At 62.3% G+C, this 14,174-nt stretch carries 15 protein-coding genes; 6 read left to right on the plus strand and 9 right to left on the minus strand.

Annotation, left to right across the window (positions count from 1 at the left end):
• The first annotated feature begins 138 nt into the window (after positions 1-138).
• Positions 139-996, plus strand: a complete 858-nt coding sequence (locus V8P86_RS14530) for a universal stress protein (RefSeq protein ID WP_336328009.1) — start codon at positions 139-141, stop codon at positions 994-996.
• A 106-nt stretch (positions 997-1,102) separates the two neighbouring features.
• Here the strand turns inward: V8P86_RS14530 and V8P86_RS14535 are convergent, their stop codons facing one another.
• Positions 1,103-1,861 (minus strand): MBL fold metallo-hydrolase, encoded by a 759-nt coding sequence (locus V8P86_RS14535; RefSeq protein ID WP_336328010.1) that lies wholly within the window; start codon positions 1,859-1,861, stop codon positions 1,103-1,105.
• A gap of 513 nt (positions 1,862-2,374) precedes the next feature.
• Here V8P86_RS14535 and V8P86_RS14540 point away from each other — a divergent pair.
• Genes V8P86_RS14540 through V8P86_RS14550 form a run of 3 tightly spaced genes read left to right on the plus strand, consistent with a single transcriptional unit; the run spans position 2,375 to position 4,372 of the window.
• A complete protein-coding gene (locus V8P86_RS14540) occupies positions 2,375-2,773 on the plus strand; it encodes an ArsR/SmtB family transcription factor (RefSeq protein ID WP_336328011.1) in 399 nt (132 codons plus the stop codon).
• A complete protein-coding gene (gene arsB, locus V8P86_RS14545) occupies positions 2,766-3,923 on the plus strand; it encodes an ACR3 family arsenite efflux transporter (protein WP_336328012.1) in 1,158 nt (385 codons plus the stop codon). Before V8P86_RS14540 ends, arsB begins: the two co-directional genes overlap by 8 nt.
• Positions 3,924-3,925: 2 nt before the next feature.
• A complete protein-coding gene (locus V8P86_RS14550) occupies positions 3,926-4,372 on the plus strand; it encodes an arsenate-mycothiol transferase ArsC (RefSeq protein ID WP_336328013.1) in 447 nt (148 codons plus the stop codon).
• A gap of 19 nt (positions 4,373-4,391) precedes the next feature.
• Here V8P86_RS14550 and V8P86_RS14555 read toward each other — a convergent pair whose 3' ends face one another.
• Positions 4,392-6,164, minus strand: a complete 1,773-nt coding sequence (locus V8P86_RS14555; protein ID WP_336328014.1) for an excinuclease ABC subunit C — start codon at positions 6,162-6,164, stop codon at positions 4,392-4,394.
• Between the two features lie 38 nt (positions 6,165-6,202).
• The gene (locus V8P86_RS14560; protein ID WP_336328015.1) at positions 6,203-6,832 is read right to left on the minus strand and encodes a hypothetical protein; all 630 of its coding nucleotides are present in this window, start codon (positions 6,830-6,832) and stop codon (positions 6,203-6,205) included.
• Between the two features lie 119 nt (positions 6,833-6,951).
• Here V8P86_RS14560 and V8P86_RS14565 point away from each other — a divergent pair, with 119 nt between their 5' ends.
• The gene (locus V8P86_RS14565) at positions 6,952-7,221 is read left to right on the plus strand and encodes a DUF7967 family protein (protein WP_336328016.1); all 270 of its coding nucleotides are present in this window, start codon (positions 6,952-6,954) and stop codon (positions 7,219-7,221) included.
• Positions 7,222-7,290: 69 nt separating this feature from the next.
• On the opposite strand, the gene V8P86_RS14570 is transcribed toward V8P86_RS14565, so the two are convergent.
• The 3 genes from V8P86_RS14570 to V8P86_RS14580 all read right to left on the minus strand — a co-directional run bounded on the left by V8P86_RS14570 (position 7,291) and on the right by V8P86_RS14580 (position 9,873).
• The gene (locus V8P86_RS14570) at positions 7,291-7,494 is read right to left on the minus strand and encodes a hypothetical protein (protein WP_336328017.1); all 204 of its coding nucleotides are present in this window, start codon (positions 7,492-7,494) and stop codon (positions 7,291-7,293) included.
• A gap of 41 nt (positions 7,495-7,535) precedes the next feature.
• Positions 7,536-9,611, minus strand: a complete 2,076-nt coding sequence (gene ligA, locus V8P86_RS14575) for an NAD-dependent DNA ligase LigA (RefSeq protein ID WP_336328018.1) — start codon at positions 9,609-9,611, stop codon at positions 7,536-7,538.
• 127 nt (positions 9,612-9,738) lie between these two features.
• Positions 9,739-9,873: a hypothetical protein gene (locus V8P86_RS14580; RefSeq protein WP_336328019.1), complete on the minus strand. Its 135-nt coding sequence runs from the start codon at positions 9,871-9,873 to the stop codon at positions 9,739-9,741.
• 215 nt (positions 9,874-10,088) lie between these two features.
• On the opposite strand from V8P86_RS14580, the gene V8P86_RS14585 reads away from it, so the two are divergent.
• Positions 10,089-11,156, plus strand: a complete 1,068-nt coding sequence (locus V8P86_RS14585) for a hypothetical protein (RefSeq protein WP_336328020.1) — start codon at positions 10,089-10,091, stop codon at positions 11,154-11,156.
• A gap of 44 nt (positions 11,157-11,200) precedes the next feature.
• Here the strand turns inward: V8P86_RS14585 and V8P86_RS14590 are convergent, their stop codons facing one another.
• The 3 genes from V8P86_RS14590 to rimI all read right to left on the minus strand — a co-directional run bounded on the left by V8P86_RS14590 (position 11,201) and on the right by rimI (position 14,110).
• Entirely contained in the window at positions 11,201-12,304 is a 1,104-nt protein-coding gene (locus tag V8P86_RS14590; RefSeq protein ID WP_336328021.1) for a pyridoxal-phosphate-dependent aminotransferase family protein, read from the minus strand.
• Positions 12,305-12,373: 69 nt separating this feature from the next.
• Positions 12,374-13,600, minus strand: coding sequence for an MFS transporter (locus V8P86_RS14595; protein ID WP_336328022.1), 1,227 nt, complete (start codon positions 13,598-13,600; stop codon positions 12,374-12,376).
• A 42-nt stretch (positions 13,601-13,642) separates the two neighbouring features.
• Positions 13,643-14,110: a ribosomal protein S18-alanine N-acetyltransferase gene (gene rimI / locus V8P86_RS14600; protein ID WP_336328023.1), complete on the minus strand. Its 468-nt coding sequence runs from the start codon at positions 14,108-14,110 to the stop codon at positions 13,643-13,645.
• Between the last annotated feature and the right edge of the window lie 64 nt (positions 14,111-14,174).

Consider the following 14,174-nt stretch of genomic DNA (forward strand, 5'->3'; position numbering starts at 1 on the left):
GCCCCGCTGTTGAAATCGACACGCTCGGTGTCGCTGCTTTGTCTCTCGCTGGAGCGGATCGTTACCCAGTCCGGGTTTCATCTCCTGTGGACCACTCATCCTTTGATGTGTGATCCAGTCGAACGTTCTACTAGTAGCATGTTCGATAACATCCTCGTCCCGACCGACGGTAGTGAGTGTGCAGAGGCAGCCGTTGGGTACGCCGAAGACCTGGCGACACGAACTGACGCGAGCATCCACGTGCTGTGCGTGGCTGATTCCCGAACACTCGAAAATGCCCCACAGCACGACCTGTTCAAGAAAGAACGAACGGAAATCGCGGAGAGAACGTCCACCGAACTGTCCGAGAGTGGCGTCTCGACCGAACAAGCCGTCCGTACCGATATCCCCCACAGAGCAATCCGCGAATACGCTACCGAAGCAGATATTGATCTCATCGTCATGGGGACACACGGTCGAACCGGCGTCGAACGATTTCTTCTGGGGAGTGTCACCGAGAAAGTCGTCCGGCTGTCGGACGTGCCAGTGTTGACCGTACCAGCCCAAGAGAACGGCGAAGTCACCTATCCCTACAGCGATATCCTGGTCCCGACTGACGGGAGTCAGGGGGCTGAAGTCGTCATTCCCTCTGCCGTCGAGATTGCAACCACCTACGATGCTCGCATCCATGCGCTCTCGGTTGTCGATACGATGGGGCTGGGGGTCGAACGCTCCTCTGGTGAAATCCTCAACGCGCTCGAAGACTCGGCACAGTCGGCGGTCGACGCTGTCGAGGAGCAGGCGACCGAGTCGTCCGTCTCTGCGGTCGAGACCGCAACCGACCACGGAACCCCCTCCCGCAGGATCCGGTCGTACATCGAAGATCACGACATCGACCTCGTGGTGATGGGAACCCACGGACGCAGCGGGATCGAGCGATACCTCCTGGGCAGCGTCGCCGAGAAAATCGTCCGCACGTCACCCGCCCCCGTAATGACGGTGCGACAGCCAGAGTAACTCACGACTGTGGACCCCCCAGAGAAGCGCCTGTTCTTTAGAAAGCACTGTCTTGCGGAACCTCGACTTTGCTCACTGCCTGCAGTCGTGCTCGACCCCAACTGAATCAGAGCGAAAGTTCCTCCCCGTCGTCGGGGACCAGCACGTCCTCGACCGCCGACCGAAGTTCGTCACGGGAGAGCAGACAGTGGTTGATCGCTTCCATGTGGACGACGGCGACCGTGGCGTCGGTGGCCTCCCGGACGGCGGCGATGTCGTCGACCCCCATGGTGATCGGCTCGTGACCCTCGAACTGTGCCGCGCCCCCGTTCAGCACGACCGTCTCTGGATCGAATCGATCGAGGACCTCCGCGACCGGATCGTACCAGATCGTATCCCCGGCGACGTACAGCGTCTCCGACCCCTCGAAGACGAACCCAGAAACGGGGCCCATCATCTCGGCCAGCTCACCGTGGCCGTGCTGGCCAGGCGTCCGGTGGATGGTAATTCCCTCGAACGATGCTTGATCGTTGACGCGCCGCACGTCGGTGAATCCCTCCTCGACGAAGGCCTCTTCGTCGGCGGGCTGGCAGAACAGCGGCACGTCTGAATCGAGTTGTTCCACCGCGGCCTCGTCGAAGTGGTCGTCGTGGCGGTGTGTGACAACTACCGCATCATGTGAGAAGTCGACATCCGGCATCGGAACCATCGGGTTCCGCCGGTCGTTTTCCGTTTCGAGGTAGTCCGGGACGCCGGGCTTGTTTCCGATCGAGGGGGCGCTCTCCGCCTCCGCGAACATCGGGTCGATCAGAAACGTCGTCCCATCGAGTGAGACCGTCAGGGTAGCGTTGCGAACGAGACGGATGCTGTCGGGTTCTGTCGACATACACGCTCGTTGGACGGGCAGCGGATTGGGGCTTGCGCTCGGTTCAGCTCTGACGGCGCGGGCGTTCCCAGTCCTGGCCGGGTGGCTCGCCCCGGACGGGCTGTCGGCCCTGTGAGAATGCTCGCCGGACTTCAGTTGAACGGAAATTCAACTACGGCTGTGCAATGATCGATCCGTTTCGGCCGATCAGGGCGGTGTTTGACTTGTCGAACGAGCAGACAGCGAACGAAACTGCGGACAGTGTGTACCCGAGTGCGTATTCGCAGACTGGTCACTTTTCGATTACTAGCACACGGTCCACCGAGAGCACGTAGGGCGTCTGTGGGTCCTGAAACTCCGCGCCGGATCGATCTTCTGACTCCCGGCCGCTGCCGGCCGAGACGGCTTCGTCGCACGGTACTCCAGTTGTGATTGACGACTGATCCCCGTTGGAGCGCGACGACTCACTCCCAATTGCGCTGATTCCGACTCCGACCACAATTTTTAATTGAGCAGCTATTCAACTATCTGTCGATGGCCCAAGCAACAGAACGACTTCGACGCTACCTCGACGACGAACTCGGCGAGTGTCGTAGCGAGGATGTCGAGCGCCGGCTCGACGAACTCACCACGCTGGAAGCGACACTCGGCGAGACGCGAGTCGAGGCCGAACTCGACGTGCTCTCGGCGCTGGCCAACGAGACGCGCTACACGCTCGTTCGCGTACTCGTCGCGGCGGGTGAGGAACTCTGTGTCTGTGAACTCAACGCCGTCGTCGACGTGAGCGAGAGCGGACTCAGCCACGCGCTCTCGGAACTCGTCGATGCCGGACTGGTCGACGGGCACAAAGACGGCCGCTGGAAGAAGTACCGCGCAACCAACCGCGCTGTGGCGCTCGTGACTGTCCTCGAGGGAACGATCACAGATGAGTGAGACGGTCCACGATCACGGCCCAAACTGTGGGTGTGAAAGCTGTGGCGACCCGCGGTCGATGGACTTCCTCGATAAGTATCTCACCGTCTGGATCTTCGGTGCGATGGCCGTCGGCGTCGGACTCGGCTTCGTCGCACCCTCGGTAACTGCACCGATCCAGGAGTTTCACCTCGTCGAGATTGGCCTCATCCTGATGATGTATCCGCCGCTGGCGAAGGCGGATTACTCCCAACTGCGGGCTGTCTTCAGCAACTGGCGGGTGCTCGGGTTGAGTCTCGTCCAGAACTGGCTGATCGGCCCGACGCTGATGTTCGGGCTGGCAGTCTTCTTTTTCAGCGGACTCGTCCCTGGGCTCCCCGCCCGTCCCGAGTACTTCCTCGGACTGGTGTTCATCGGGATGGCTCGCTGCATCGCGATGGTGCTCGTCTGGAACGAACTCGCCGAGGGTTCGACGGAATACGTCACGGGGCTGGTCGCGTTCAACAGTCTCTTCCAGATCATCACCTACGGCGTCTACGTCTGGTTTTTCGCGCTCTTTCTCCCGCCGCTTCTGGGGATGGAATCGCTCGTCGCCGGCATCACGACCTTCGACATCACGCCGATGCAGGTGTTCGAGGCCATCGTCGTCTTCCTGGGAATTCCGTTCGCTGCGGGCTTTCTCACCCGCTACGTCGGCACCCGCGCGAAAAGCGAGCAGTGGTACGACGAGGAGTTCGTCCCGCTGATCGATCCGCTGACGCTCGTTGCCCTGTTGTTCACCGTCGTCGTGATGTTCGCCACGCAGGGTGACGCCATCGTTGCCTCCCCAGCCGATGTGCTGCTCATCGCCGTCCCGCTGACGATTTACTTCGTCGTGATGTTCCTCGTGTCCTTCGGGATGGGGCGAGGTATCGGCGCGGATTACTCGACGACCACCGCCATTGGCTTCACCGCTGCCTCGAACAACTTCGAACTCGCCATCGCCGTCGCCGTCGCGGTCTTCGGTGTCGGCTCAGGTGTTGCATTCGCGACTGTCGTCGGACCACTCATCGAGGTGCCAGTGCTTCTCGCGCTGGTCAACGTCGCGCTGTACTTCCAGCGCCGCTTCGACTGGGGCGGGTTCGACACCGGTAGCCTTGACTCCGCTGCGCCCGAAACTACTGACGATTAACAATGTCATCCACAACCGATCCAACAGACACGATCCGTATCGCCTTCATGTGCGTTCAGAACGCCGGCCGGTCGCAGATGTCGACCGCCTTCGCGGAGCACGAACGGGCCGAGCGAAACCTCGGCGACCGCGTCGAAATCCTGACCGGCGGCACCCATCCCGCCGACAGCGTCCACGACGAAGTGATCGAAGTCATGGACGAGGTCGGCATCGACATCTCCGACCGACAGCCCCGGGAGATCACCCTCGACGAACTCCGTTCCTGTGAATACGTCGCGACGATGGGCTGCTCGACGCTCGATGTCGGTGATGTCGGTGAGGAGGTTGACGTCCGTGACTGGGCACTCGACGACCCGGACGGCCAGGATCTCGACCGCGTGCGCGAAATTCGCGACGAGATCGAACGCCGTGTCGGCGCGCTGTTCGAGGAAGTCGAGGAGACTCACTGACCTGCGGTGCGCGGCCAGATCACAACTGCTGATCGATCTGCTCGGCGGTTCGCTTCCCGATCCCCTCGATTTCCCGTAACTCCGTGACCGTCGCCTCCCGCACGCCGTCGACGCTGCCGAACCGACCGAGCAGCCGCTTTCTCGTCTCTGGACCGACGCCGCTGATCTCGTCGAGTGCGGTCGACACCTCGTCCCGCAGCGTCTCGTGGTACTGCACCGCAAAGCGGTGGGCCTCGTCGCGCACCCGCTGGAGCAGTTTGAGTTTCTCCTCTCCGCTGTCCCAGTTGTAACTTCCCTCCACGGTAATAACACGTTCCTCGGCCTTGGCGAGGGCCACAGCGGGTAGGTCCCAGCCCGTCGTATCGAGAGCTTCCCGGGCTGCCCCGAGTTGGCCCTCGCCGCCGTCGATCAACAGGAGATCCGGATCCGGTCGGTCGTCCCGGCCCTCGACCGCTCGCTCGGCGCGCCACTCGATCAACCGGCGCATATTCGCGTAATCGTCGTTTTCATCGTCGAGTTTCTTCCGACGATAGCCGCTCTTGTCCGGCGAGCCATCGACGAAACAGACGTTACTTCCCACGACGGCACGACCCTGTGCGTGGCTCACGTCGAAGCCCTCGATCCGGTCGGCGGCGTCGATGCCGAGGGCGGCGGCCAGTGCGGTCGTCCCGTCACGATCACGTTCTTGCCGACGAGCGTTTTTCATCGCGAGATCGATCAGCGTCGCTTCCCGGCCTGCGCCCGGAACCGACAGTTCGACACCGACGCCCGCGAGCCAAGAGTCCAGCCCGTCGCCGACAGGGTGTTCGGGACAGAGAATCCGATCCGGCAACTCCGTTCCGGCGTAATACTGCGGGATGAAGGCACCGAGGACCGCGCCGGGGTCGGTGGGGTCGGGCAGATCGAGCGCCGCCTCGCTCGGTTCGTCACCGTCGGGGACTGCGAGCGTGTGCTGTTCGCGGTCGACCAGTTGCCCATCTTCCGCGCGCAGTAGCGCGACAGTCGGTTCGCGGCCGGCCAGCGAGACGCCGAGCACGTCGGTCCGCCGGCGCTCGCTCCCGGCGCTCGTGACCGCCTCGCCGCTGGTCTCCCGGAACTGCTCGACGGCGTCGAGCATATCCCGGAGATTTGCCGCCCGCTCGAAGCGCTCGTCCTGTGCGGCCTGTTCCATCTCCTGGCTGAGTGGCTCGGTCAGCACGCCCGTCTCGCCGTTGAAAAATCGGGTGATAGATTCCACGTCTTCCAGATAGCCCTCCTTGCTGATCTCGCCGGTACAGGGGGCCGAGCAGAGGCCGATGTCGTAATCGAGGCAGGGTCGCTCGCGGTTGGCGAACTTGTGATCCGAACAGCCCCGCAGGCCGTACACGTCACGGAGAGCCTTGCAGACTGTCTCGACGGTCCCCTTGCTAGTGAACGGACCGAAGACCGTCGACCCGCTTTCGGGGTCGCGAGTGATCCGGATCTGGGGGAACTCGTGGTCGGTCAGCGCCACCAGCGGGTAGGATTTGTCGTCTTTCAGCCGGACGTTGTACTTCGGGCGGTGGCGTTTGATCAGGTTCGCCTCTAGCAGTAGCGCCTGCGACTCGGTGTCCGTGACGGCGATGTCGATGTCGTCGGCGCGGGCGACCATCTGGCGGATCCGCTCGCTGCGCGGATCAGCGTACGACCGGACGCGGTCCCGCAACTCGACGGCTTTACCGACGTAGAGCACCCGCTCGCCGTCGAGAAACTGGTAGACGCCGGGTTCTGCGGGGAGGGCGGCGGCGCGGTCGCGGACGGTCGTTTCGTCCATTACTCACTCGTAGTGGCTCCCCGGGCTTTGATCCGTCGTTAGAAGATGTCCTCGGGCAGCACCGAGGCGAGTTTGCCGGAGGAATCTTCGTCGTTGTCGTCGATGATGATCGCCTCCTCCAGCGCCGTCACGGCGAGATCCGGATCCTCCGGACGCGGGACGTGCAGATCCTCACGGTCACCAGCGATTTCGATCGCGAGCGTCGGCGTCCGCAACAGCCAGTAGACCGCGAAGATGACGACTGCGACGAGCAACCCGAGCGCGCCGATCATCTGCATGTACTGGTCGAGGCGGCCGAAGAAATTCAACATTCCCTGTGCCATACCGACGATTCCGCCAGCACCCGTCTGCTGTGTGGCCTCGGAATCGAACTGGATGTCCCCGATCAGGGCGTCGAAGTTAATGAACAGGCCAGCCAGCATGAGCATCAGGCTGTAGACGCCGTAGCGGATGCTCTTGGCCGCCAGTCCCGTCCGGGAGCGCGCGCTGGTCGACACCCCGGTGACGTTCGGCCGCTCGACCTGCTCGAAATTCTCGCCGTCCATCTCGGGGGTAAAGGTCAGAACGCGGTGGCTCGTCACGACGACTCGCGCGGTGTCGATGTCGACGACCTCCTCGACCGATTCGCTCTCGTAGAGGAGATCTTCGACCTTCGATTGCCACCCCATATCTCCGTCTATGCGAGCTTCTGATATGAGTTCGACGGCCCATTATCGCTGTTGAGAAACGCGTGCGCGGCGCTGTCTCATCCCGGAGCATACAACAGGGTCCGCGGTCAACGGGATGTATGGCCGACGACGACATTCGCCTCTGGCTGGTCGAGCGCAGTTACGGCCACGACGAGGATCTCGTGACGCTCATCTTTGCGACCACCGACGGGGAAAAACAGCTGAAAAAACAGCTCTCACACAACATGCTCTACGGTAAGACGATCACTGCGGCCCGGGAGGAAAAGCCGGAGAATCTCGACGAAGTGAAAGACGAGGAGACACGGGGGCGATACGCCAGCGAAGCCTCGCGGATGGCCGAGAAACACGACCCCGACGACGAAGTGTGAGCTGTGATCTGCGTCCCTCTCACCGGTAGCGACGCCGTTAGATTTCGATCAGCGAACGTCTCTCATCTTTCAGGCTGAAAGCCAGGCGTACGTCTGGATAGCACCGAAGAGTACCGCAAATATGCCGTTTTCGACGAGTAAGAGGGTATTGTCGGCCAGGATTGCCCGAGAGCCGACAGCAAGTACACCAAACAGTGTTGCTAGCAGGAGATTGTACTTCGCCAGCGCAATCCAGCAGTCCTGATCGAGTTCGATGAGTCCGTCGGTGCCCATACGGATTGTTCGTCGCTCGATACCAAATAATCGGGTTACCGTCAGCCCCCAATTCCGCGTTCGTCGAGCAACTCGTAAAACTCCGCTTCCGAGAGCATCGGCACCCCCTCGCTGTCGGCGTCGTCTCGCTTGGTCTGGCCCGGATTGTCGCCGACGACGAGATAATCCGTGTTCCCCGAGACGCTTCCCGTCGCGTTCGCCCCGTGTTGTTCGACGAGATCCTGTGCCTCGCTGCGAGTCATCTCTTCGAGCGCTCCGGTGAAGACGAAGGTCTCGCCGTCCAGCGCATCGCTCCGTTCGATCTCCGCTCGCTGCGGGTCGACGTGATCGAGGAGTCGGTCGATGGCCGCGGCGGTCTCCTCGCTCTCGAAAAACGCACGGATCGACTCGGCGACTTTCGGGCCAATGTCGGGTACCTCGCGCAACTGCTCGGCGCTCGCCGTCCGGACTGCCTCGAATGTCTCGAACTCGGCGGCGAGTGCGCGGGCGGTCGTCTGTCCGACTTCAGGAATCCCGAGCGCGGTCAGGAAATCAGCGAGTGGTGGTTCGCGGGTTGCTTCGATCTCTTCGAGCAGGTTCTCCGCGCTCTGTTGGCCCCACCCCTCAAGTTCTGTCAACTCCTCGGCGGTGAGTTCGTACAGATCCGCCAGTTCTTCGACCAGTCCGGCCTCGGTCAGTTGCTCGACACGCTGCTCGCCCAGTCCCTCGATATCCAGCGCGTCCCGGGTGGCGTAGTGCTGGATCGACTGCTCGCGCTGTGCCGGACAGCCCAGTCCGTCGGGACAGAACGCCAGCGGGCCGTCTTGCTGAACCGCTGCGCCACACACTGGACACGTTTCGGGAAACTCGAACGACCCGTCGTCGCCGTCGAGCACTTCGCTCACGTCGGGGATCACGTCGCCCGCTCGTTTGACCCGAACTCTGTCACCGACGCCGACGCCGAGGCGAGCGATTTCATCGGGATTGTGCAGGCTCGCCCGCGAGACCGTCACACCGCCAACGTCGACGGGATCGAGCAGCGCGACGGGGGTGAGCCGACCGGTCCGGCCGACTTGGACGGTGATCTCCCGAACCGTCGTCTCGCCGCTTCGGGCAGGGAACTTGTAGGCGAACGCCCACCGCGGAGCGCGGGCGGTCGCGCCCAGCCGCTGGCAGGCCGCGCGGTCGTCGACCGAGATCACCGTGCCGTCGATCTCGAATTCCAGGTTGTCCCGTTCGGCGAGCATCCGGTCGCGGTACTCGATGGCGGCCTCGATATCGTCGACGAGTTCGGTTCGGTCGGTGACGCGCAGGCCCCACTCGGGAAATCGCTCGTAGATCTCGCTCGTTCGCTCGACGGGATCCGAGGAGTCGAGCACGGAGAAGAAGTAGACGGTGAGCGGTCGCTCGGCGACGACACTCGGATCGAGTTGGCGAAGCGTCCCTGCGGCGGCGTTGCGGGGGTTGGCGAACGGTTCTTTGCCCGATTCGACGCGTTCGCGGTTGTGCTCCTGAAAGGCCTTCCGGGGCATCAGCGCCTCCCCGCGAACCGCGAGAAACTCGGGGTAATTCCCGCGGAGTCGTTCGGGGACTGCCGGAATGGTCCGGACCTGCTCGGTCACGTCGTCGCCGCGCTCGCCGTCCCCGCGGGTGGCGGCCCGCTGGTAGATGCCGTTCTCGTAGACGATTTCGACCGAAAGCCCGTCGAATTTCGGTTCGCAGAAGTACTCGATCTCACCCTCCCAGCCGCTCAGATCCGACCGAACTCGCTCATCGAACTCCCGGACCTCTTCGGCGTCGCCGCTCTGGTCGAGCGAGCGCATCACGGCGACGTGTTCGACCGTATCGAGTTCGTCCAGCGGTTCGGCCCCGACGCGCTGAGTGGGGCTGGCCTCGGTATCCAGATCGAACCGCCCTTCGAGTGCGAGCAGTCTGTCGAACAGTGCGTCGTAGGTCCGGTCGCCGATCACCGGGTCGGCCTCGACGTAGTAGCGGTAATCGTGGTACCGGATCGCTTCGCGGAGCAAGGTGGCCTGCTCGCGTGCCGCCTGCTCGTCGAGAACCTCCACCGGTTCGAAATCCGTCTCGGGATCGCTGACGTAGGGGTTGTCTTCTGGTTCCTGCTCGGCGGTTTCCATCGGCAGCAACGTGGGATGGCTCAGTGAAATGTCCAGCGGGATCGAGACGGATCTCTCGGATCGTCGATCGAATCCCGTTAAAAAGACCGGACGACCGGACCAACACACACCCTCTCCGAGAACCCCGTTACTCCTCGTCGTCCTCGTCCCCGCCGTCGGTCACGAGTTCCGTCTCGGCACTGCCCTCTTCGTTCAGGAACTCTGGCTCTGATTCGGTTTCCTCCTCGATGCTATCTTCCCGGTATGAGAACCCATGGCACATGGTTCAGGCTCTAGTTGGCTTGATTTCTATTGAAACTTTCGCAGGAGGCACACTTTCGGGAGAATCGATCAGCCCCGCTGCCGGAGAAGTGAGTTGACCGGCGGGATCTGTCGTGTTATTCGGCTACGCTCCTGCTACAGACACTCACAATCCGCTGTCGGTGTTTCTCCGGTCAGTATTTTAATGGTAGTTTAGTTTGTGGATGAACGTACGAAATGGGCCGCCTACAGTCGAACGTAGCACCGACACTCATCGAATGGCTTTCACGAGCGAGTCGAATTGAGGCGCTCAGTCGGTCTCTGCCAATCTCTTCAGCGTATCCGTCCTACGTCTACGTTCTGCTATTCATCGTCTTCGACGGTGCCGTCCTCAACACGTATGCCCACCTGACGGGCGGAACTCACGCAGTCGTTCGAAACCCGTTCTATGTGGTTCTCTATCTGGGCATCTTGCTGGCCGCCGTCGGTACCAGATATATGCGCGAGGGACATCTCGATTCGATGGAACTGCTTGTCGAGCGCGGAATCTGCGACCCGGAGCGCGCGGACGATTACGCGCTGTCGTTCCGCACGCGGGTCGCCCTCTACGCCGTCGGACTGCTCGGCTTTTTCTCCTATCAGGTGTTCATCATCGGTATCTCGACGGTCGTTCAGACGCAGGGGTTCGCCGGAATCGTGTTCACGCTGGTTATCCTCCCGGGTTGCTATCTCCCGGTGGCGATAGATTTCGTCAGCGAGTACACGACCCTTCACGTCGGGATCCCGCGCTGGCTCCGGAAACAGAATGCTAACCTCTTCTTTTTCGATCCGCAGAATATGGGCGGCTTCCAGCCGATTGGCGCGCTTCTGAAACGGTCGTACTACTTTTACACCGCCGGTCTGTTGCTCTATCTCGCATTCTACTACGGGCTGTTCATCACGCCGTTAGAGGGTGCGGTCGCTAATCCGCCCGGGGCGGCAGAGGCGGGGATGTTCACCATTCTGTGGTTGTTCGGACTGGGGACAATCGGCTATTCGATGTACGAGATCCACAGGATCATGAAATCCGAACGGCGGCGACAACTCCGAGTCATCGAACGGGAAATTCACGAAATCATCGAGAACCCCCACGACATCGCAGAAGCAGAGATCACCGATCAGGATCGACTCGACGCGCTCGAATATCGGCTCGGACGGATTCAGGGCACTAGCGAGTACCCGACGACTTTCACGATGTGGGCCCAGATCGGCATCAGCGTCCTTCTGCCGCAGGCCTTGCAAATATTGTTACAGGCGACTGTTTGAGACGCTTCGTCCCCGTTGGTGGTCGACCAACCACAGGGTAACTCTCAGAGGTCGGCCACGTCCTCGATGGCGTCGGTGAGTTCCTTGATGCTCTCGACGGTGTGTTCGCCCATGTGGCCGATTCGGAAGCTCTCCTCGCTGATATCGCCGTATCCGCTGGAGAAGACCATGTCGTACTCCTCGGAGACCTGTTCGACAGTCTCCGCGACGTTGATCCCTTGCGTGTTCTCGACGCAGGTCACAGTCTGGGACTCGTAGCCCTCCTCCGGGAAGAGGCCGAAGTGCTCGCGTGCCCACTCGCGGGTGTACTCGGCCATCTCCTGGTGGCGTTCGTGGCGGGCCTGGTGGCCCTCTTCGAGCATGTGTTTCATCTGCTTGCGGTAGGCGAGCATGATCGGAATCGCGGGCGTGGAGTGGGTCTGGCCCTTCCGGTCGTAGTAATCGAGCGTGCGCTGGAATCCGCCGTACCACGAGGCCGAATCCTTCTCCAGTTCTCGCTCGTAGGCGTCGTCGCTGACGGTACAGACTGCCAGTCCCGGCGGCATGGCGAAGGCCTTCTGCGTGGAGGTGAAGATGGCGTCGATGTTGTGGCCCTCGATGTCGATGAAGTCGCCGCCGAGACAGGAGATTGCGTCGACGATGAAGTAGGTGTCAGGGTAGTCACCGAGCAGATCGCCGATCTCCTCGATAGGGTTGCGCACGCCGGTCGACGTTTCGTTCATCACGGCACCGACCGCGTCGTAGTCGTTCTCCTCTAGGGCATCGCGGATGTCCTCGGGTTTGACGGCGTCGCCCCAGTCGTATTCGATTCGGTCGACGTTTTTGCCCAGTCGTTCGGCGACGTTTGCCTGTCGTTCGCTGAACGCGCCGCTGGTCGGGACCAGCATGTCATCCTCGACGAGATTCAGCGTCGTCGACTCCCAGAACTCGGTGCCCGAGGCGGTGAGGATGATAACCTCCTGGTCGGTATCGAGGAACTCCTTGGTGTCCTCGACGATGGTCGTATAGAGGTCGGTCATTCGATCCATCCGGTGGCCGAACATCGGTTCGGCCATCGCGTCGATCACGTCCTCGCGGACCTCGGTCGGCCCCGGGAGATACAGCGTCTTGTTCGGGTAATCGCCCGTATATTCCTGTTTTTTTGTCACGGAAACCACCTGCTCGTGTGGGCTATGCTGGGAGGCCGGGGGGTATGGTAGTTTTGATCCCGCGCAACCTCATCGCGGTGACTCCTCGCGCCAGCCAACTGTTGGCACGTCTAACCGCAGCAGGAAGGGAACCGCGACGATGGCGATCAGCACCTCCGCCAGGCCGACCGCGAGAAACGCGGTCTCGAATCCTCTCGACCCCGCGACCGTCGCGCCGCCGACGATTCCCGCGAGAAAGCCGAGGCTGCCGAAGACGTTGAACCCGCCCATCGCGACGCCGCGCTCGTCTTCGCTGGCGAGGTCGGTCACCAGCGCCATCGTCGCCGGCGCGACCAGCGCGCCCATCACGCCGACCAGCACCATCGCGACCGCGGCGGTCGACACCGTCGGCGCGTAGAAGACGCTCACGATTGCGACCCCGTAGGCCAGCGACCCGACCGCGACAGGGACGATCCGACCGATTCGATCCGAGAGTCGTCCCAGCGGATACTGAAACAGCGCGAACGGGACGAAAAATGCGCCCAAGAGAAGTCCGGTTCCCGCGGCATCGAGACCCAGTTCTGACTGGAAATAGACGGTTCCTACGAGGGCAAAGAATCCGGCAGTGAGGCGGTCGACGAAGCCGAAGGCGAAGGGAACAGCCAGTGACCGTCGCCTGCGGAGCGTTTCGAGTGCCGCGAGCGGTCGCCGACCTCCGCCCGACGAGCGGTCCGAGGCGAACAGGACGAGTCCGCCGGCAACGAACAGGACGCCTGCGGCGACGTACAGCGGGACGAAGGGACCGACGCCGTAGAGCTGGCCGCCGACCGGCGAACCGACCGCCGTCCCGAGTCCAATCGCGAGGCCAGCAGTACCCATATTCCGACCGTGGCCGCCGTCGAGATCCATCAGCGTCGTAATCGCCAGCGAGAACGCGCCGATGGTGGCGACGCCCTGCAGAAATCGGACGACGAGAACCGCCTCGTAAGGGACAGCCACGAGTGCGGGGGCGACGGCGAGGACGAGATAGCCGGTCGCGCCGAGGGCCGCGCCGGCGGCGACCAGCGGCGTTCGGCGTCCGGTCGCATCGCTCAACGCTCCCCAGAGGCCGGCACAGAGGACGAAACCGACGAACTCGGCGGTCAGGAACCACTTGCCGGCCGCGAGAATCGCGCCGACATCCCCACCCCACGACGCGGGGCTGGCACCCAACGCGACCACCAGATCAGGAATGCCGGGATACAGCAACACCTGTGCGAACAGGACGGCGAAGACAACCGCACCGAGGACCAATCGGTCAGAGTCGGCAGACTGCACACCGCCGAGTAGGGTCGCCGACGACAAGCACCTGACGGTCGCTCACGCTGAGCGAACGAGCAAGCGTGCGTCCTCGCCGTCGTCGTAGTACTTCTCGATGGTCCGTCGGTGCTCGAAGCCGTGGGAGCGATACAGGTTGATCGCTCGCTCGTTGCTCTCCCGGACTTCGAGTTTGATCGCGTGGACTCGCTGGGCTTCGAGCATGGTGATCGCCCGTCTGAGCAACAGCCGTCCAATTCCGTTACCGCGGGCGTCCTCTCGGACGGCAACATCTTTGATATGACCGAGTGGAATCCCCTGATTCGAGACGATGTCGGCGATGATATAACCCACCACCGACTCGCCGGCGGCGACGAAAAAACCGGGTTCGCCGAGATACTGCTCGAAGGCGCTGAACGGCCACGGCTGTGTGAACGAGTCGGTCTCGATTCGATAGACGTCGAGGAGGTCGGCACGCTCTGCCGGCCGAACGTTGATCCCCGTGCGTTCCGTCGACGGTGCCGTCGTCACAGCCAGAGATAGGACTTCCCGGCGTATATGTGTGATGGCAGTTCACACGACATCGCCGCTCCCG

This window comes from Halovenus anhuiensis (assembly GCF_037080055.1).
Lineage (GTDB): Archaea > Halobacteriota > Halobacteria > Halobacteriales > Haloarculaceae > Halovenus.

Bases quoted from the DNA above. Each gene is read 5' to 3' on its own strand.
- V8P86_RS14580 (WP_336328019.1), bottom strand. From the start codon at position 9,873: ATGTGCCATGGGTTCTCATACCGGGAAGATAGCATCGAGGAGGAAACC.
- V8P86_RS14530 (WP_336328009.1), top strand. From the start codon at position 139: ATGTTCGATAACATCCTCGTCCCGACCGACGGTAGTGAGTGTGCAGAG.
- V8P86_RS14550 (WP_336328013.1), top strand. From the start codon at position 3,926: ATGTCATCCACAACCGATCCAACAGACACGATCCGTATCGCCTTCATG.
- arsB (WP_336328012.1), top strand. From the start codon at position 2,766: ATGAGTGAGACGGTCCACGATCACGGCCCAAACTGTGGGTGTGAAAGC.
- V8P86_RS14555 (WP_336328014.1), bottom strand. From the start codon at position 6,164: ATGGACGAAACGACCGTCCGCGACCGCGCCGCCGCCCTCCCCGCAGAA.
- V8P86_RS14535 (WP_336328010.1), bottom strand. From the start codon at position 1,861: ATGTCGACAGAACCCGACAGCATCCGTCTCGTTCGCAACGCTACCCTG.
- V8P86_RS14540 (WP_336328011.1), top strand. From the start codon at position 2,375: ATGGCCCAAGCAACAGAACGACTTCGACGCTACCTCGACGACGAACTC.
- V8P86_RS14560 (WP_336328015.1), bottom strand. From the start codon at position 6,832: ATGGGGTGGCAATCGAAGGTCGAAGATCTCCTCTACGAGAGCGAATCG.
- V8P86_RS14565 (WP_336328016.1), top strand. From the start codon at position 6,952: ATGGCCGACGACGACATTCGCCTCTGGCTGGTCGAGCGCAGTTACGGC.
- ligA (WP_336328018.1), bottom strand. From the start codon at position 9,611: ATGGAAACCGCCGAGCAGGAACCAGAAGACAACCCCTACGTCAGCGAT.
- V8P86_RS14570 (WP_336328017.1), bottom strand. From the start codon at position 7,494: ATGGGCACCGACGGACTCATCGAACTCGATCAGGACTGCTGGATTGCG.
- V8P86_RS14585 (WP_336328020.1), top strand. From the start codon at position 10,089: ATGGGCCGCCTACAGTCGAACGTAGCACCGACACTCATCGAATGGCTT.